Annotated in this window: 14 protein-coding genes; 8 read left to right on the plus strand and 6 right to left on the minus strand. The window is 40.0% G+C overall.

The window, feature by feature from the left end:
• Nucleotides 1-57: 57 nt before the first annotated feature.
• Genes VYM24_RS02770 through VYM24_RS02800 form a run of 7 tightly spaced genes read left to right on the plus strand, consistent with a single transcriptional unit; the run spans nt 58 to nt 10,125 of the window.
• The gene (locus tag VYM24_RS02770) at nt 58-3,159 is read left to right on the plus strand and encodes a SusC/RagA family TonB-linked outer membrane protein (protein WP_291551145.1); all 3,102 of its coding nucleotides are present in this window, start codon (nt 58-60) and stop codon (nt 3,157-3,159) included.
• A 16-nt stretch (nt 3,160-3,175) separates the two neighbouring features.
• On the plus strand, nt 3,176-4,771 hold the full coding sequence (locus VYM24_RS02775; RefSeq protein WP_291551143.1) for a SusD/RagB family nutrient-binding outer membrane lipoprotein: 1,596 nt from the start codon (nt 3,176-3,178) through the stop codon (nt 4,769-4,771).
• Between the two features lie 17 nt (nt 4,772-4,788).
• The gene (locus VYM24_RS02780) at nt 4,789-5,850 is read left to right on the plus strand and encodes a glycoside hydrolase family 99-like domain-containing protein (RefSeq protein ID WP_330941384.1); all 1,062 of its coding nucleotides are present in this window, start codon (nt 4,789-4,791) and stop codon (nt 5,848-5,850) included.
• Between the two features lie 15 nt (nt 5,851-5,865).
• A complete protein-coding gene (locus VYM24_RS02785; protein WP_330941385.1) occupies nt 5,866-6,957 on the plus strand; it encodes a metallophosphoesterase family protein in 1,092 nt (363 codons plus the stop codon).
• A 1-nt stretch (nt 6,958) separates the two neighbouring features.
• Nucleotides 6,959-8,089, plus strand: coding sequence for a metallophosphoesterase family protein (locus VYM24_RS02790; protein ID WP_330941386.1), 1,131 nt, complete (start codon nt 6,959-6,961; stop codon nt 8,087-8,089).
• Nucleotides 8,086-8,955 carry a metallophosphoesterase gene (locus VYM24_RS02795; RefSeq protein ID WP_330941387.1) on the plus strand — a complete coding sequence of 290 codons (870 nt, stop codon included), beginning with the start codon at nt 8,086-8,088 and terminating at the stop codon, nt 8,953-8,955. Before VYM24_RS02790 ends, VYM24_RS02795 begins: the two co-directional genes overlap by 4 nt.
• 18 nt (nt 8,956-8,973) lie before the next feature.
• Entirely contained in the window at nt 8,974-10,125 is a 1,152-nt protein-coding gene (locus tag VYM24_RS02800) for an alkaline phosphatase (protein ID WP_330941388.1), read from the plus strand.
• Here the strand turns inward: VYM24_RS02800 and VYM24_RS02805 are convergent.
• Genes VYM24_RS02805 through VYM24_RS02815 form a run of 3 tightly spaced genes read right to left on the minus strand, consistent with a single transcriptional unit; the run spans nt 10,112 to nt 13,653 of the window.
• Nucleotides 10,112-10,780, minus strand: coding sequence for an ABC transporter ATP-binding protein (locus VYM24_RS02805; RefSeq protein WP_217712490.1), 669 nt, complete (start codon nt 10,778-10,780; stop codon nt 10,112-10,114). The two genes, VYM24_RS02800 and VYM24_RS02805, sit on opposite strands and share 14 nt — an antisense overlap.
• 5 nt (nt 10,781-10,785) lie before the next feature.
• Complete coding sequence (locus tag VYM24_RS02810) at nt 10,786-11,496, minus strand: tRNA threonylcarbamoyladenosine dehydratase (RefSeq protein ID WP_007217018.1); 711 nt, start codon at nt 11,494-11,496, stop codon at nt 10,786-10,788.
• Nucleotides 11,497-11,514: 18 nt separating this feature from the next.
• Nucleotides 11,515-13,653, minus strand: a complete 2,139-nt coding sequence (locus VYM24_RS02815; RefSeq protein ID WP_007217017.1) for a cation:proton antiporter — start codon at nt 13,651-13,653, stop codon at nt 11,515-11,517.
• 154 nt (nt 13,654-13,807) lie between these two features.
• Here VYM24_RS02815 and VYM24_RS02820 point away from each other — a divergent pair, with 154 nt between their 5' ends.
• Entirely contained in the window at nt 13,808-14,815 is a 1,008-nt protein-coding gene (locus tag VYM24_RS02820) for an aspartate-semialdehyde dehydrogenase (protein WP_007217016.1), read from the plus strand.
• 107 nt (nt 14,816-14,922) lie between these two features.
• Here VYM24_RS02820 and VYM24_RS02825 read toward each other — a convergent pair whose 3' ends face one another.
• From VYM24_RS02825 to VYM24_RS02835, 3 genes are all read right to left on the minus strand, one after another.
• A complete protein-coding gene (locus tag VYM24_RS02825; protein WP_291551128.1) occupies nt 14,923-15,972 on the minus strand; it encodes a winged helix DNA-binding domain-containing protein in 1,050 nt (349 codons plus the stop codon).
• A 170-nt stretch (nt 15,973-16,142) separates the two neighbouring features.
• Nucleotides 16,143-16,517 (minus strand): hypothetical protein, encoded by a 375-nt coding sequence (locus VYM24_RS02830; protein ID WP_291551126.1) that lies wholly within the window; start codon nt 16,515-16,517, stop codon nt 16,143-16,145.
• A gap of 123 nt (nt 16,518-16,640) precedes the next feature.
• Entirely contained in the window at nt 16,641-18,500 is a 1,860-nt protein-coding gene (locus VYM24_RS02835) for a RagB/SusD family nutrient uptake outer membrane protein (protein WP_330941389.1), read from the minus strand.
• Nucleotides 18,501-18,507 lie beyond the last annotated feature (7 nt).

Genomic DNA, 18,507 nt, shown 5'->3' on the forward strand with positions numbered 1-18,507 from the left:
GATATTTGTCCAGTCAATCAGACAACAATTAAGTTATCAAATTAAAACTATCATTTTATGAAAAAACACTTAATCATCCTGACAGCCTATCTCTGTGCTTGCCTAAGTTTGTTTGCACAGCAGCGTACGCTAAAAGGGAAAGTAACCGATCAGGCTGACAATTCGCCAATTCCTGCGGTCACTGTCACCACATTTGATAAAAATGGGACAAGACATGGAGTTTTAACTGACATGGAGGGAAACTACTCAATCCAAATTCCAGAAGGAGCTACGACCTTAAAATTTTCTTTTATTGGAATGAAAGATGTCACAGAAAAGATTGGTAACCGCACAATCATTAATGTGATTATGGAGGAAGATGCTATCACAACCGATGAAGTGGTTGTTACAGCTCTTGGGATTAAACGCCAAGCCAAAGCTTTAAGCTACTCTACACAAGGAGTTAATATGGATGGAATAAATGATGCAAAAAGTTCAAACATTGTATCATCTCTTTCTGGAAAAATTGCAGGTGTACAAATCACTCCTCCAGGTATGAACAATGGTTCTGCACGTATTGTTATCCGAGGTAATAATTCTGTCACAGGTAATAACCAACCACTATTCGTTGTGGATGGCATGCCGATCGACAATTCGGATGGCGAAAATGGTAATCTGGATTATGGAAACGGAGCTGCAGATATTAATCCTGATGACATTGAAAATATCGAGGTTTTAAAAGGTGCCAACGCATCTGCATTATATGGTTCAAGAGCAGCAAACGGAGTAATACTCATTACTACCAAAAAAGGCGGTGAAAAATTCAAAGTAAACATAAACTCCAACTGCATGTTCCAGACTCTAACAGAATTTCCAGAATATCAGAATGCCTATGGAGTAGGAACCAGCTTCTATATTGACAATAAGAACAACCCTCCCCTATCTAAAACAAATTATAGAAGTTGGGGAAGTCCAATGATGGGACAACCTGTTATTGGTTTGGATGGAAAGTTAAAAGCATACCTTCCGGAACCAGATAACGTAAAAGACTTCTATCAAACAGCAACAATGTGGACTAATTCTATTTCTGTGGAAGGTGGAAACAAAAAAAATCAGTATCGCATATCCTATACAAATAATCATTCTAATAGCGTTGTCGAGAATTTCAATATTGATAATAAGTCAACATTCAACTTAAGACTTAACAATCAGTTCACTAGTTGGCTAAGTTTAGATTCTAAAATTACATATATAGATGACAGAGTAACTAACAGACAATATTCTAAAAGTGACAATAAAAATCCAATGAATTCATATATCCATATGGCACGGAGCACGTCTCTATCCGAATTATATACATGGAAAGATGCAAATGGGAACGAAATTGGTACACACCGTAATTTCAGTAATCCATATTGGATTATCAATGAGAATGAGAATAAAGATACAAAAAAACGTGTAATCGGATCATTTGTGCTAAAAATTGATTTTAGCAAAGACCTATCTCTCCAAGCCAAAGCAGGCATCGATACGTATAATTGGAACGGATATACCTTTAATAATAAAGGAAGTATGAATGATGCAGACGGACAGATGCAAACATTCCAACGTGAACTAGAAAATTATAATATCGAAGGACTACTAACTTATAACAAAAGATTTAAGAGGTTTTCTGTGATGGCCAATGCCGGTATCATCATGTATAGTACTAATCAGACCCGATATACCCAAAAAATCAATTCCTTATTACAGCCGGGATTAATTAATATTTCAAATTCAGCGGAGTACCCAACAGATACACAGGAGCTAAGTGAAAAGAAAATTAATTCTATCTTTGGAGCTGTGTCTCTTGGATTCAATGATTACATTTATCTAGATATCACTGGTCGTAATGACTGGTCCAGTACATTACCTGCCAAAAACAATTCATATTTTTATCCTTCTGTTGGGAGTAGTTTTATCTTCTCAGAAGCTTTTAAAATGGACAAGAGCATCGTTTCTTTTGGAAAAATCCGTGGTTCATATGCTATCGTAGGTAGCGACACCAGCCCTTATAGAGTATATGACAGCTATTCTTTCAATGGGATATTTAATGATGCAACTTTGGCATCATTATCTACCACCATGAATAATCCGGATCTTAAACCAGAAAAAACATATTCATGGGAAATAGGAGCTGATATACGTTTCTTCAAGAACCGATTGGGCATTGACTTCACTTATTATAATACCACAACTAAAAATCAAATTATCAATGCACAACTCCCGACTTCATCCGGTTACCAAAAACGTTATTATAATGCTGGGGAAATTCAGAACAAAGGTATTGAATTAATGGTATATGGAACACCGGTTAAAAACAAAAATTTCTCATGGGAAGTTAATCTAAATTGGGCAAAAAACAACTCTAAAGTAATAAGTCTGATTGAAGGTGTAGATCGTTTTCAGATAGGTAATTACTCCAGCTATATTTACGTTTATGCAGAAGTAGGGAAGCCATATGGATACATGCGGGGACTTGGAGTTAAACGTCATGAAAACGGCAAAATGATTATGGAAGACGGAGGTGGATTACTCATGAAAGACCCGGACAAAGAATTTGGAACTTCTACACCGGATTGGGTTGGTGGTATTACTAATACATTCCGTTACAAGAATTTTGACTTCAGTTTTCTCATCGACGTCAAAAAAGGAGGAATTATTTACTCTGCCTCTACTGGTAAAATGCTCACTAATGGTATGACCTCAGAAACTCTTTTCGGACGTGACGACTATTATATCCGCAAAGAGATATGGGGAGAAAGCGACTCAGAGCTTTCGGGAGGTGCATGGTTTGATGCTGTCTACTCAGATGGTACTCCAGCAAACAAATTCATGAGTCCTCAAAGCTACGCATATTGTAAACCTAATTATGCCGAGTTTACGATTTATGATGCATCATACGTAAAACTCAGAGAACTAACATTAGGATATACATTCCCCAAACAATGGATGAGCAAAATTAAAATACAAAGACTCAGATTAGCATTTGTAGGACGAAACCTTTGGACTATTCACAAAAAAACACCACAAGGCTTCGATCCGGAAGCTTCACAGACATCAGGCAACGGGCAAGGGATAGAAAACGGTTCTCTGCCTCCTAATGCCGTATATGGTTTTGATATTAAACTAACATTCTAAAAAACTTAGTACAATTATGAAAAAGTTATATATTGTAATGATCTTCATCGTAAGTTTATCCCTATGGGGATGCTCCTTTACTGATTTTGGAGATCTTAACGAAAATCCTAATAATCCCACAAGAGTAGAACCTGACTTCCTCTTTGCAACAGCAATCAAAGAATCAATGAACCTATACGGCGGGGCGATGAACCGGGTTATATTCTTTAATTACACACAACAATTCTCAGGCTTCAATGGAAGTTGGCAACGCTTTAATTATAGCGATAGCGAAAATAATACATATTGGAAAGCAGCTTATGTTTTGTGTATGCAACCGGTAAACAAGATCGCAGAAATCTTTTCAGATAACCCTGACTATAAAAACAGAGTATTAATTGCCAGGATCTGGAAAGCTTATCTCATCTCACAAACAACTGCTTTTTACGGTCCTATACCTGCTTCACAAGCACTGAAAGGCACTCCTGATATCGCCTATGATTCAGAAGCGACAATATACAAATATCTGTTTGACGAATTAAAAGAGTGTGCTGATAATCTGGAAAAGGGAGGAGATCAATACAGCAAAACATACGATTTCATATATGGAGGAGATATCACTAAATGGAAAAAATTTGCGAATTCTCTTCGTCTACGTTTAGCCCTACGTATCAAAAATGCCGATGAAACTCAGGCAGCCACTGTAGCTAAAGAAGTATTAGCAGATGAAACAAATACAATCTGTAAAGAAGATGAATCTGCAACTTCTCATTGGGGAACTACCAGTCTGACTTGGAGCCCATTATACGATAGAGTAGTATTTAATGAGCAAGCCAATCTAGCTACGCTACCTGTTTTATGTGAAACAATGGTCTATCATACTAAACCTTATAACGATCCCAGAATCACTATCTATGGACAACCGGCTACCCAAGGGCCTTATAAAGGAGAGTATTTTGGTCAGAATATTTCTTATGGAGGAAGCCCGACAGGATTCCCAACAGAAGAAAATCCACATAAAGGAATGTCACAAAAAGATTATTCGGCCATTGGAGCCCGTTTCTTAAAGCCGGACGCAGAGTGGGTATTCATATCATATGCCGAGACAGCTTTTTTAAAAGCTGAAGCAGCCTATTATGGCTGGGGGGGAGATAAAACCGCAGAACAATATTATTATGAGGGTATTGACGCTTCTTTTGCCAAATACGGTTTATCAGAGCATGCAACCACCTACAAAGACACTCCAGGTATTAAATGGGGAACAGCTTCTGATACAGAAGGGCGTGAAACCGAATTCCAAGATTTTGCACATATTTGCAGTAGTGCTATCTCCTCAGGCGATTATCTTCGTCAGATCATAATGCAGCATTGGTTAGCCATACCCATGCAATGCGCAGATGCTTGGGAGTTATTAAGACGGACTCAGATACTAGAATTCCAACCGATGTTTTCTTCTTACGAAGGAACCACTTTATACATGCCTGACCGTCTATTATACCCAAGTGACGAATATCAAGCCAATACCACGGAAGTAAATAAAGCCGCTGCAACATTAAATGGACGCGACTATTTGTTTACAACATTATCATGGGGGCTTCCAGCCAAGAAAAATCCAAATTTGCCAAATGAATAACTTAAAATATTATACTTATGAAATCAATATACATCTATTTAGGAGCTATAATTTGTCTGTTATGTGCATGCTCAACCGATGAACATCTGCCGGACGTGAGTAAATTCTACTATCCCATACCGGACACCCCCTTAAAAGAGGCTGTAAATTTAGGTGCATATTACTACACCTATAAAACTAATGACTGGAACAAAGGATATCCGGAAGAGCCTGAACTTGGAGAATACGATATATTTTCCAATCCACAACTGATGAGCCGACAGTTCGAATGGGCTGTCCAAGGTGGATTAGATTATTTCATACTTAAATGGGATAATGCTGACAATGATCAGAAATTATTAACCCAGTATGCCCAATATTATACCCCACAAGCACCTAAAATGGTTATATGTTACAATATAGCACACCTGAAAGGAACAAATGCTTCCCCTATTGCAGAAAAGAAATTAGCACAGATGGTTACAGAACTAAAAGAACTATATAACGACCATATGTCAAAAAAACATTATTTCAAGATCGACAACCGTCCGGTCATTATGATAACCTCTTTGATTCCCAGTTCCTCACAGCCGAATGCCATTGATTTCAATACAGTAATGAGCACAATACGGCAAGAATTTGCAAATATGAATGTCAACCCTTATTTTATCGGAGAAGTCCCAACAGGTTGGAAGGCTCCTCAGACTTATAAAAAAAGTATCATTACAATGGATGCCGTCACATTGACTAGTTGGGCACCCAACGACTATGATCGCAGCTATGCTTTCTGCTCTTTCAATGACATTAGTTGGAAAAACTGGTGCGATTCCACTTCGGCTTGGAAAATGGATTATATACCATGTATATTTCCTGCATATAATGATTTGGTATCCAATCCAAAATCCAAAAACCTTATTGTAGAAAGAACAGAAAAGTTTTTCATAGACTATTGTAATGTAGCCAAAAGGAATCTTGGCAGTAAACGCTTTGTTATTGTAAATTCATGGAATGATTTTGGCAAAGGAAACGCACTGGAACCGGCCAAAGAATATGGCACAGTAAGTCTAGACATATTAAAAAAGCAATTTACCGTTAACTAATAAAATATTTATATTATGACAAAAAGATTTTTAACCCTTTTACTGTTCCTTGGTCTTGGAATATGTATAAATACCTATGCACAAAGCCAAAGCTTTCTAATATTAGGTGATATTCACTATGATTTATTAGAGAACCACGATATGGAATGGCTTCGAAAAAAGCCCGATGACCTTAGACAGGTAACAACAGAATATACCCAATTCACTAAAAAGAATTGGCCTGCATTTAGTAAACAACTCAGAAATAAAGTCAAATCCTATAAGCCCGAAATAAAAGCCATTTTACAATTAGGAGACATCTCAGAAGGACTTGCAGGAAGCGAACAGAAAGCCGAACAAATGGCACAATCTGTAGTGAAGGCAGTAGATGCCGTAGGCATGTCTATACCATGGATAATCACAAAAGGGAATCACGACATAACAGGTCCCGGAGCACAGGAAGCCTTTATAAAACATTATATACCAATGTTTCGGAAACAACTGAATCGTACAGACATCACTTCCGCCAACTATGCTCATCAAATTGGTGAGAATCTATTTGTCTGTTTTGATCCTTGGGAGAGAAAAGTTGATGTATTAGAACTTTTAGAAAAAAATCTAAAGACATCTAATGCAAAATATAAGTTTGTCATGCTACACGAACCTGTAATTCCCATCAATGAGCGTTGCTGGCATGTTTTCCGTAAAGATCCGGAGAAGAGGAAGCGCCTGCTTGAAATCATAGCCAAAAACAAAGCAATCGTATTAGCTGCCCACATGCACCTGTTTTCAATAGTAAAAAGAGAGACACAATATGGCCCCATTATCCAATTAATGTGTAATAGCGTAGTAAAAGACTTGAAGCGTACTACTACCAATAAAGTTCTCACTCGATTCGGTTCTAATTTGGCCAAAGAATGTCCAAATTGGCAACCAACTTCTATAGAAGAACGTATCAAATGGTTAGATGAAGAAACACCATATATTTCTTATTTCAAGCAACAGGACCTCCCCGGATACGGTATATTAACAACTGACAGCAGCAAAGAAGAAATATACTTTGAATATTACGCAGCGATGGGTGACAAACCTTATGAAAGAATTTGTATCTCTGATCTTCTGAAATAGAATGCAATATAAAGAAAAAAAGAAGTTTACTTGGTTGGTTGCTATCCTATTTGGAGCAACCAGCCAATTACTTGCCCAAGATGCTTCACTTTTAATTCTAGGTGATCTGCATCTGGATAAGTTCGAGTGGCATGACATGGATTATGTACATACACGTCCACAAGATTTTGCACAAATCTCAAAAGAGTATCCTTTTTACACAGCTACATATATGCCTCATTTATTTAAACTGATCCAAAAGCAAACCAAAGAAACCAAGCCTGAAATAAAGGCTATACTTCAATTGGGAGACTTAATGGAAGGGGTGGCTGGTAATAGGGAGCTTGCTGAAAAAATGGGGCAAGGGTGTACTGATATACTCAGTAATATACAATCAGATGTTCCTTGGATACTAACCAAAGGCAATCATGATGTGAGCAATAGTCCGGGACAATCAGAAGCTTGGCGCAATACAATATTGCCATTCATCTCCGCACAGGTTCAAATGACATTAACCAATGGAATGTACACTTATAAAGTGAATGACGACATTCAACTATTTATTCTCGAACAGTTCTTCAGTAACGATGAAGAACTTCCAGAAACGAGCATTATAGATTTTCTGAGTAAAGAGCTCCCTAAGTCGAAGTCAAAGTACAAAATACTCTTAACCCATCAACCAGTGATACCTGTAACAGAACGTTGCTGGCACTTATTCAGCGGGCTCCGCAGACCAGTAAAAGACATAGAATTAAGAAATACTTTCTTGGAGTTACTTGCCGAATATCATGTAATTGTGTTCTGTGCGCATTTACATCAATATTCTAAGCTAATCAGAGATACCCCTAAAGGTCCCATAGTACAATTCATGTTCAATAGTGTCATTCACGGTTTTGGAATCCCTCCACAACCTAAAATCACAACTAGCTTTCCGTCAATAAAGGATATGGATCAGACCTGGCAAAACCATACATTGGGAAAACGAGTGAAAATTTTAAAAGAAGAAGCAAAATTCATTCGTTCCTATTACAAGGAAGAGAGTTCCGGATATGGAATAGCATCATTAAGAAATGGAATACTAACAATCGGCTATTATCGCGGATTGACTGAGGAACCTTCTGATTGTACAATCATAAATCAATTATACCAATGAAAGAACTTCTAACTATCTGCTTTATTCTGATTCATACCTGGAGCCTCGCCAGTAACAATGACCAGGTCCCATGGTATATTGTACAAATCAGTGATCCACAACTGGGATTCATAGAAAAAAACAAATCCATTGAACAAGAAACGATTCTCTTAAAAAAAACTATACAGAGAATCAATTCCTTACAACCAGAAATACTTGTCATTACCGGAGACTTCGTTAACTCCCCGCATAATATAGAACAAATAAAAAGATTCAAAGAATTATGCCATCTTATTTCTCATGAGATACTTCTATATAAAGTACCAGGCAATCATGACATAGGAAATAGTTGCAATAAAGAAAATGTCGAATTTTACAATGCTCAGTACGGTGAAGATCACTTCTCTATTCTTCACAAAGGGATACAATTAATAGGCATCAATAGTTGTCTTATTAAAGACAATGCTCCTCAGCAGGAACATCAGCTCCAATGGCTTTGCAAAGAGCTAAAACAAGAATGTAAAATAGAACAACGTATTATTTTCGGTCATCATCCGTTTTTCCTCTCCAACATATCCGAGAAGGAAAGTTATTCGAATATGCCTATAAAAATACGTACAATCTATAATGCCCTTTTCCTAAAGTACCATGTATCGCATTACTTTGCGGGACATTTACATAATAATGCAACTGCCGAAAACAATGGGATTAAGTACATAACTACTTCTGCATTAGGAAAACAATTAGGTAACGCCCGTTCAGGCATTCGCATCATACAAATTAAAAATAAGGAAATAAGTCACCTTTATGTTCCCATAGAAGAAATTCCGGCATCTCAGACAGAATTAGACCAACTATTTAACAAATCATTTAACCACACATATTAATTTAAAGGAGATATAAAAATGAAAAAGCTAAATTTATTATTTGTAACACTGTTTACACTTATCCAATGTAACTTGGCAATTCATGCTCAAGAAACAAATAACCTCAAGTATAAAAATCAAGACTATCATCAAGCATATATTCCCAAAGGAGATGATGTTCTTAAGAATAATCCGGTAAAAAACGTAATTTTAATGATTGGAGATGGAATGGGACTGGCCCATCTTGCTTCAGGCATGTATGCCAACCACAATGAACTATCTATTACCAATATTCCAACAATCGGTCTAATAAAGACACAGTCCGGTGATAAATTCACAACGGATTCTGCTGCATCAGGAACTGCCTATGCAACTGGACAAAAAACACATAATGGAGCTATTGGCGTGGACATGAATGATGCCTCAATAAAGAATATCCCAGAAATAGTTACCCAATCGAAATTTGTTGCCGGAGTGGTAACTACTGACAATATCTCCGGTGCTACCCCATCTGCCTTCTTCGCTCACCAAAAAGACAGAGGTATGTCCAAAGAAATTCTGGCAGACTTACCTAAAAGTAAATTATCTTTTATTGCCGGTGGTTCAGATGAACATTTCACAAAAGTTTGTCCTCAGTATAAGCAGATATTAGCGGCTCAGGACTTTATCATCCTTAACGATTATAAAAAAGTAAGCCACAACCTGAAAAATGCAAAAATAGCATTAGTAGCATTTCAAAAAGATGTGGACAGCAAACATAATGGAAGAGGTGAATTCTTACCTGAAACAACCAAAAATGCAATAGAATTCCTGAACAATAAGAAAGCAGCAGGTTTTTTTCTTATGGTAGAAGGGGCACAAATAGATAAAAGGGCACATGAGAATAATTTTGCAGGTGTAATACAGGAAGTATTAGATTTCGATAAAGCTGTAGCAGAAGCCGTTGCTTTTGCTGACAAAGATAGAAACACTTTGGTCATTGTTACCGCTGACCATGAAACGGGAGGACTCAGTATCAAAAAAGGAGATATCACCCAATCAACCTTAGAAGGAAATTTCAGCAGTAAAGGACATACACCAATTATGGTTCCTATTTTTGCATATGGACCTTCTTCTGATAATTTTAAAGGCGTGATGGAAAACAACGAAGTTATGAAGAAAATTATTTCCGTACTTATCAAACAGAAATAATTCCTTTACTGATCTCTCCATCCACCATGTGCACCGTACGGTCCGTAATCTGTGCCAGTCCTTCATCGTGAGTGACAATAACAAATGTTTGTCCGAAACGATTGCGAAGGTCGAAGAAAAGCTGATGCAATTCTTCCTTATTATGTGTATCCAGGCTACCCGAAGGCTCGTCAGCCAGTATCACAGCCGGATGATTAATAAGGGCACGGGCCACGGCTACACGTTGTTTTTCTCCACCGGAAAGTTCATTGGGTTTATGCCCGGCACGATCTGCCAAGCCCATGAATTCGAGCAATTCCAAAGCAGATGCAGTAGCTTCTTTTTGACTGACACCGGCAATAAAAGCAGGTATCATCACATTCTCCAATGCTGTAAATTCGGGCAATAACTGATGAAACTGGAATACGAATCCGATATGCTTATTACGAAAAGCGGATAACTCCTTTTCTTTCATCCGACTGACTAAAGTTCCGTCAATAGTTACCGTCCCGTTGTCAGGAGCATCCAATGTTCCCATAATCTGAAGCAAAGTCGTTTTTCCAGCTCCGCTCGGCCCAACAATACTGACTATCTCGCCTTCATTTATATTCAAATCAATCCCCCGCAGAACTTGCAAGCAACCGAAACTTTTGGTTATTCCCTCTAATTGTATCATATATCTTATAATCTCTTTAATACATATTCTGCCAGATAACATCCGAATACCGCCGGCATATAGCTAACAGTTCCACACGTCGATTTCTTATTCATTTCATCCTCAGTCAGCAGTACCGCTTTCGGATCTGCCTGCTCCGTACTGAACACTACCGGCAGTTTACGCTTAATTCCCATTTTTTGGAGTCGTTTTCTGACTGCTTTGCTCAGCCCGCAATGATAAGTATCCCATATATCGGCAAAACGAACCTGGGTTATATCACTCTTTGCACCGGCTCCCATGCTGGAGACTATCTTAATATGTCGCTTCATGGCCTCTGCAATCAAATGACATTTTGGGGACAATGTATCAATAGCATCCACTACAAAATCATAGGAGGCCGCGTCCAGCAGTTCAGGAATATTTTCATCTTTCAGAAATACGGGCAATACGGTCAGTTCAATCTCCGGATTAATGTCCCGGAAGCGTTTCTCCAGAATTTCCGCCTTACTCATCCCCAGCGTAGAATGCAAAGCCGGAAGCTGACGGTTCAAATTCGTTGGTTGCACCGTATCTGCATCCACAATCGTCATACGCCCTACTCCCGCGCGACAAATCATTTCCGCCGCATACGCTCCTACTCCACCCAGGCCTACTACAAGCACATGCGCCTGCCGTAGCCGTTCCATCTTTTCATCACCCAACAAGAGTTGTGTTCTTTGCCGCCAATCTTCCATTCTCACTTTATCCCCCTATCACTTATCACTCTTTCTAAACCATTTATAGAACCATTTACCCACCTTTTCATAATGCTGATCCTCATTATTGCCACGCGGGTTAGAGAATGACAACATATCTTGAGGCTCACCCAATTGATCCGGATACAGCACTATCAAACTATTATTAGCAAAATACTTTCCTAATTGCGCGGGAAGTCTCTCAAATGCAGGATCATAAGAGATAGAACCACGACGGGCACTGATAATCACGAGTAAATGATCATAATTCACCTGCCCGGTCAGCAACAGCAAATCTCCCCAATCGTCCAAACGAGAAAAATCAGTCATGGTGGAGCTAAATCTTTTCTTCACCAGAATTTGCAAAAGCGTAGTTGTTTCTTCGTTAGCGAAGAAATGCACCCGGCACCCCAATGTATTTCCCATACGGCAGAAGTGTTCCACCCATTTTTGGAAACCGGCTTCATATTCCGCTTTGGGCGGAACGGCAATATTAATTCTCCGTAAAGTATTAATCGGCATCAGGAACTTAGCAATCATTACTTCCCGATGCAAGCCTTTCAGCAAATTCTCAGCCAGCATGCCAAAGAAAGAGTCTACAATAGTTACCTTACGGTGCAGACCGATCACTACATCCGTCACTCCATGCTCCTTAGCCGTGTGTATAATACCCGAAGCAATATTCAAGTCATAACGGCTAATCAGCTTTAACGGAACATCCGCTGAAGCCGTTATCATCGCCGCTTTCTCCAGATAACGTTTTCCACGGAGTTCCAGAGTTTCCGATGCATTATTATCATTAATTACGTTCAGTGCCAACAGATTATCCCTCTGCTTCGGGTCACGTATCACCAATGACAGATTTACCAAGTCTTCAATCGTATCCGGATTTGCAACCGGTATCAAAATCTTCTCTAGTTCTGCCGGACGCTTTTCATCCTCCAAATGAGCCTCATCAATAGCTATTTTACGGGCAGCGCGTTCAGTAATAAACGAACTCACCACGCAAGTCACAAGGATAAGCAACACAGTACCGTTCAGCACATCATCATTCAGCAATCTTTCACCATTGGGCAAGATAATATTATATCCGACCAAGACGGCAGCCAGTGTTGCAGCAGCCTGGGCATTACTTAAACCGTACATCAATTCCCGCTCAATGGCTCCCATCTTATAGATTTTCTGTGTCAACCAGCAGGCAATCCATTTACCGGTCAAAGCAACCGCTATCATTACTCCTGCCACCTTCAGAGCATCACCATGACCAAAAATCACATGTATATCAATCATCATTCCCACACCAATCAGGAAGTAAGGAATGAAAAGCGCATTACCTACAAATTCCAAATGATTCATTAACGGGGAAACATGGGGGATCAACCGGTTCAACACCAGCCCCGCAAGGAATGCACCAAGGATACCCTCCATTCCTACAAATTCCATCAACCCTGCCCCCAGGAATACCATAGCAAGCACAAAGATGAACTGCATTACATTATCATCGTACCTACGGAAGAACCAACGACCGATACGGGGGAAAAAATACATGATCAATCCGCCAAGGAAAACGACTTTGACCACCAGCCATACCCAAAACAATCCACCGGATTCTCCCTTAAACATACCACCTACTACGGCCAGCACCAACAGCGTAAGTGTATCAGTCACCGCTGTACCACCTACGGCAATACTGACACTTCGATGTCGGGATACACCATATCGGATAACAATGGGATATGCTACCAGAGTATGTGAAGCATACATACTTGCCAACAGGACTGAAGTGATCAAACTATACTTCAAGAAGGTCATGTTCACCACCAGACCGATCATGATTGGAATAATAAAAGCTAATAATCCCAGCATTACGGCCTTTCCCCGATTCTGCTTGAAATCCGCCATATTCATTTCCAGACCGGCCAGAAACATTATATAGTATAAACCCACTTTACCAAACAGTTCAAAACTACTATCCCGCGCCAGAATATTAAATCCATGCTCACCAATAACCAATCCCGCCAATATCATACCAATGATATGTGGAATACGCAATCTATTCAACAAAATGGGAGCAAACAATATGATAAGCAGTACAAGGAGGAATATCCATGTAGGATCAGTAATCGGAAGTTTCAGACTGAAGTCAAATAAGTCCATGGGCTTCAAGTTTTAGGTTTTACGTTGCAAAATAACAAAAAAGTTTTCATTTTATACGTTGTCATACAGCAAATTGTTATAAATTTGCAGCCAATTCTATCGTTTTTAAGCATAGAAGAACATTTTTATAAACTTAATTAAAAAACAAAAGAAAATGAAAGTAGCTATTGTTGGAGCAAGCGGAGCCGTGGGACAGGAGTTCCTGCGTGTGCTCGATGAAAGAAATTTCCCGTTGGATGAGTTAGTGTTGTTCGGGTCTAAACGCAGTGCCGGAACAAAATACACATTCCGCGGTAAACAGATCGAGGTAAAACTCTTGCAACACAACGATGACTTTAAAGGGGTTGATATCGCTTTCACTTCCGCAGGCGCTGGTACCTCTAAAGAGTATGCCGAGACCATCACCAAACATGGTGCCGTGATGATCGATAACTCCAGTGCTTTCCGTATGGATAATGACATACCTTTGGTAGTTCCCGAGGTAAATGCCGCCGACGCAAAAGATCGTCCACGTGGCATCATCGCCAACCCTAACTGTACCACTATACAGATGGTAGTGGCACTGAAAGCCATCGAACAGCTTTCTCACATAAAGACTGTACACGTTTCTACGTATCAGGCTGCCAGCGGTGCAGGTGCTGCCGCTATGGATGAATTATACACACAATACCGCCAGGTGTTAGCAGGTGAATCTGTTACTGTTGAAAAGTTTGCATACCAGTTGGCATTCAACCTCATTCCTCAGATTGATGTATTCACTGATAACGGATACACCAAAGAAGAAATGAAGATGTTCCACGAAACCCGCAAGATCATGCATTCTGACATTAAAGTAAGTGCAACTTGCGTACGCGTTCCGGCTCTTCGTTCTCACTCTGAAAGTATTTGGGTAGAAACAGAACGTCCTATTTCAGTGGAAGAAGCTCGTGAAGCTTTTGCAAAAGGCGACGGCTTGGTATTGCAGGATAACCCTGCCGAAAAGGAATATCCAATGCCTTTGTTCCTGGCAGGCAAAGACCCCGTTTATGTAGGTCGTATCCGTAAGGATCTGGCTAATGAAAACGGTCTGACTTTCTGGATTGTGGGTGACCAGATCAAGAAAGGTGCTGCACTGAACGCTGTACAGATTGCAGAATATTTGGTAAAAGAGAATGCTCTCTAAGCATTACCGATAAAGATATAGCCATTAAAGAAATGGTAATTAATGAAGAAGGGGCTGTCTCGAATGTGAGATAGCCTCTTTTTTCATATTACAATATAAAGAAAAATTCAACTTTCATGGAACAATACACATTCCTTTATAGCTTTTTCGATAAGCTTCTTCGCAGCAGGCCTGCACCCAGGGAAGAAGGATGTATCAAAAACCCCTTTTTTTGAAGTTTTACGCCAATTCCCGGTGATACGGCCTTGATGGAGAATTACAGATTGAAATATACCAAAATTATTATAAGCATACTTCGTATGCGCTTCCTTTATACAGTCTAAACGATTTTTGTAACTTACCAGATATTCATCAAACGGTGGAAGGAACTGAAAGACATTTCTTTCATCAATCTCCACCTCTCCTGCAAGCCCAGGCGAAGAAGCATGTATCAGCATTTCACGGTCGTTATACCGCTCTGTTATCATTTCAGTACCAAGTGAAGCGATGGCATTACGCGCTTCGCCTATACTCAATGCAGACCACCAAACGAAATCTTCCAGTGTGGCCGGACCGTGACTCCTGAAATATCGCCGTGTAAGTTCTGCAAGAGCCTCCTCATGGGAGAGCTCGATGGCATCTGGAATTCTTTCACAGGTCAGTGCATAGGTATGCTTTCCGTTCTTCTCGATGCCGCTACACACAGTACCGTCTGCCTCGCCAAAACTCAGATACATTTTCACGATGGGTTCATCAAGAGCGATGCCCTTCAAGTGGAGTTGTTCATAAACTTCCAGGCTCGTCAGGTGTTGTCCGCTCAACACTTCTTCTATCTGGGGCTTACTGCGGAGGAAATCTTCTTCAGTCAGACTGAAATGCTTGGCATAAAAACGAAATTTAGACAGCAGACCTTTAGTGGATAACCCCGTCATCCATTTGATGTCTCTACCGGGAATGTAATGCCACGTGGGACGCATCACATGAAGACGCAAAATCCGGCCCGTATCCAGCGCCTTTTGCACAGCCGTCAGTGAGGGACTTGCAATACGCAACCCTACAGCCCATTTCGCAGCCCTGATGTCTTGTGCCTGCATGGCACCCATCCATTCAACAACTTCCTCCGGCTTTTCAAACCGTGGCCCTGCAATACCCTGTGACAACATTCTTTGCTTAAGCATGGTTCAAATGATAAAATTATTATTTTAGTATCGGACAGCTTTTTACAAAGATAGAGAATATTTTGTGATATCCAACAATGCCCCTATAGCCCAACAAGAAAAAGGTTAAACTCTAAGTAAATTCGGAAAGCGGAAAGCAATGAGAGTAGAGTTATTGAAATAAACACATGCTATTGCCCCAATTGATAAAATATACGTTGGGTTAGTCCGCATACATCAATATATTCTAACCAAATCCAATTAGGCTGTGAAGGTGGGGTCTCACTACCAATATAATCAAATGCAGCACCTTCATCATCTGGGTATTGATAAAGACATTGCCAATCTTCACCATCTATGAACCATTTGAAATTTGTACCTTCCGGCTTGTTCTCCACATAAGCATAAATAGAGGCTGCTCCTGGATAATAGTCAGAAATACGAATGTAGGGTTCATTTGTTGACATTTCAGCTTGGTTGCAAATTTGCATATTTGCATTAGATGCAGTGAGTATCTGACCTAAAGCGAACATAAATACAAAAAGAGTGAACCAAAAAGTTTTCATAAGCTTGGAATTTAAAAGTTTCCTTATGCATATACAAAAATAATTACATATGCAAAAAGTGAATAAGGTGTGTGCAATTATTACATAATAGTACACACCTTAATATAAATATTACTTGTGATGTTACCAGCCACCAGTTTGAGTCAATGTGAAGCCTTTATTTTTGTAACTTGCAATGATACTGGATCCGACAGGAGCCAAATAATTCTTGTTTGAGAAATCATTTCTTGCAGCAGCGTTAATAGGAATTGCATAACCTACCATGTCTGCTTGATTGCTACCATTCCATACAACTACCGTCCCGTCTTCCTTCATGACAGATTTACCAGCTTCTTTATTTGCGTCGTCCAACTGTTCCGGAAATTCGTTTGGCAAGTCAACCCATGCACCTAACATCGTTTCAGGATACTTTTTGTTGTCCATATAATCCAGCTTGAACCAACGGCGAATATCGTTCAAACGTTGTGTCTCAAAGATAAATTCCATGCGACGTTCACGACGGATTTCCCACATCAGAGGACTGACGTCAGCATCACGTGCTGGGTCATTGGCAATGGATGCGATTTGCAACGGTGCGGTTTTTTGTACACCATTAGCAATAGCAGTCTCATCCAACGGACGGTTGCGAATGGCATTGATAGACTTATCTATATCGGCTTGAGTAACAGCTGTACCGCCTAAGAATTCAGCCATCACTTCTTTCGCTTCAATCCAGTTCAGTAGAACCTCTGAAAGACGGAGGCAAGGAGCTGCATTGATATTGACATTGCTCTCAAATTCATCTGGACGATTAGCATTATCAGCATAATAAGTAGCTCCTTCACGGCTGATAAACTTGTCTTGATAAATATAAGTAAACGAGTTTTTCCAAGAGAAGTTCAAGAAAGTAGCTTCTAGACGCGAGTCACGGGTTTTTGCCAAATCTTTCATGGAGAAACTCTTGGCATTTTTGATATCGGATGCCTGATAAGGCTTTCCATCAGTACAGATGAATGACCGGAGCAGTGCCAGGTTTGCATTAGAGCTCAATGTCTCCTGACCGTTGGAATAGGAAGCCAAGCAGTGGGTTACTTTACCGGCCTCATAGCTGCGATAGAAGATGACTTCCGGATGACTGGTCAGACTGTTGCTGCCAAAGATGGAGCGGAAGTCTTTCGTGCAAGACCACTTATTGCTGTTCATTACGAATTCTGAAGCCTCTATACAAAGTTGCAGGTACTTCTTAGCATTCTCATCACTCAGTTTAGAGCTGGATTCGAGCGTATTGTCTTTATGGTAGTGCTGCCAAGTTCCCTCGAATAGCATGATATTGGAAGCGACAGCGGCTACTACGTACCGATTAATGTTCATAGAGCCGTCATCTATACGTACATTTTCCAACGCATACTTCAAATCATTGTAGATTGCATCTGCCACAGTGCTACGTGCATCTCGGTCTTTATACATAGAAGCCAGATCGGTTTCATCTACGGGAGCATCCCAATAAGGGATGTCACCGAAAGTCATTACAAGACGGTAATATTCGTAAGCACGGAAGAAACGGGCAATACCCATCCAATGGTTATAAGCCTCTTCGGAGAGATTAGCTTTATGTGACTCCAGACGGTCAATGGCAATATTTGTCTTCCGTACCCATGCAAAGTCCCATTGACGACCACCATACTCGGCTCCAGCCCATGTATCCATATCATACTTGCCATTGTCTCCGGGGACAACAGCGGTGAAACTGCTTTGCTTGGCAGAATTGGCAAAGTCATCACTGAACGTATAACCTCTTACGGGAGTAAAATTGGTACCATAGCCACTGTTATATCCTGTAAAGTAGTAAGGATAATAGTAGTTGAAGTAGAGACGATATTGGTCTTCACTTGTCCAATAGGTATCGTCGGTATATTTCGTTTCACTTGGTCTGTCCAGTACGTCGGTACAGGAAGAAAGCCCCAAGCATGCGATGGAAAATGCTGCTATAATATATTTTTTCATTGTTTCC

Origin of the sequence: Bacteroides sp. MSB163 (genome assembly GCF_036416795.1) — a bacterium.
Taxonomy (GTDB): Bacteria; Bacteroidota; Bacteroidia; order Bacteroidales; family Bacteroidaceae; genus Bacteroides; species Bacteroides maternus.

Excerpts from the sequence above, each read along its gene's own strand:
- VYM24_RS02770 (WP_291551145.1), top strand. The coding sequence starts at position 58 with ATGAAAAAACACTTAATCATCCTGACAGCCTATCTCTGTGCTTGCCTA.
- VYM24_RS02775 (WP_291551143.1), top strand. The coding sequence starts at position 3,176 with ATGAAAAAGTTATATATTGTAATGATCTTCATCGTAAGTTTATCCCTA.
- VYM24_RS02780 (WP_330941384.1), top strand. The coding sequence starts at position 4,789 with ATGAAATCAATATACATCTATTTAGGAGCTATAATTTGTCTGTTATGT.
- VYM24_RS02785 (WP_330941385.1), top strand. The coding sequence starts at position 5,866 with ATGACAAAAAGATTTTTAACCCTTTTACTGTTCCTTGGTCTTGGAATA.
- VYM24_RS02790 (WP_330941386.1), top strand. The coding sequence starts at position 6,959 with ATGCAATATAAAGAAAAAAAGAAGTTTACTTGGTTGGTTGCTATCCTA.
- VYM24_RS02795 (WP_330941387.1), top strand. The coding sequence starts at position 8,086 with ATGAAAGAACTTCTAACTATCTGCTTTATTCTGATTCATACCTGGAGC.
- VYM24_RS02800 (WP_330941388.1), top strand. The coding sequence starts at position 8,974 with ATGAAAAAGCTAAATTTATTATTTGTAACACTGTTTACACTTATCCAA.
- VYM24_RS02805 (WP_217712490.1), bottom strand. The coding sequence starts at position 10,780 with ATGATACAATTAGAGGGAATAACCAAAAGTTTCGGTTGCTTGCAAGTT.
- VYM24_RS02810 (WP_007217018.1), bottom strand. The coding sequence starts at position 11,496 with ATGGAAGATTGGCGGCAAAGAACACAACTCTTGTTGGGTGATGAAAAG.
- VYM24_RS02815 (WP_007217017.1), bottom strand. The coding sequence starts at position 13,653 with ATGGACTTATTTGACTTCAGTCTGAAACTTCCGATTACTGATCCTACA.
- VYM24_RS02820 (WP_007217016.1), top strand. The coding sequence starts at position 13,808 with ATGAAAGTAGCTATTGTTGGAGCAAGCGGAGCCGTGGGACAGGAGTTC.
- VYM24_RS02825 (WP_291551128.1), bottom strand. The coding sequence starts at position 15,972 with ATGCTTAAGCAAAGAATGTTGTCACAGGGTATTGCAGGGCCACGGTTT.
- VYM24_RS02830 (WP_291551126.1), bottom strand. The coding sequence starts at position 16,517 with ATGAAAACTTTTTGGTTCACTCTTTTTGTATTTATGTTCGCTTTAGGT.
- VYM24_RS02835 (WP_330941389.1), bottom strand. The coding sequence starts at position 18,500 with ATGAAAAAATATATTATAGCAGCATTTTCCATCGCATGCTTGGGGCTT.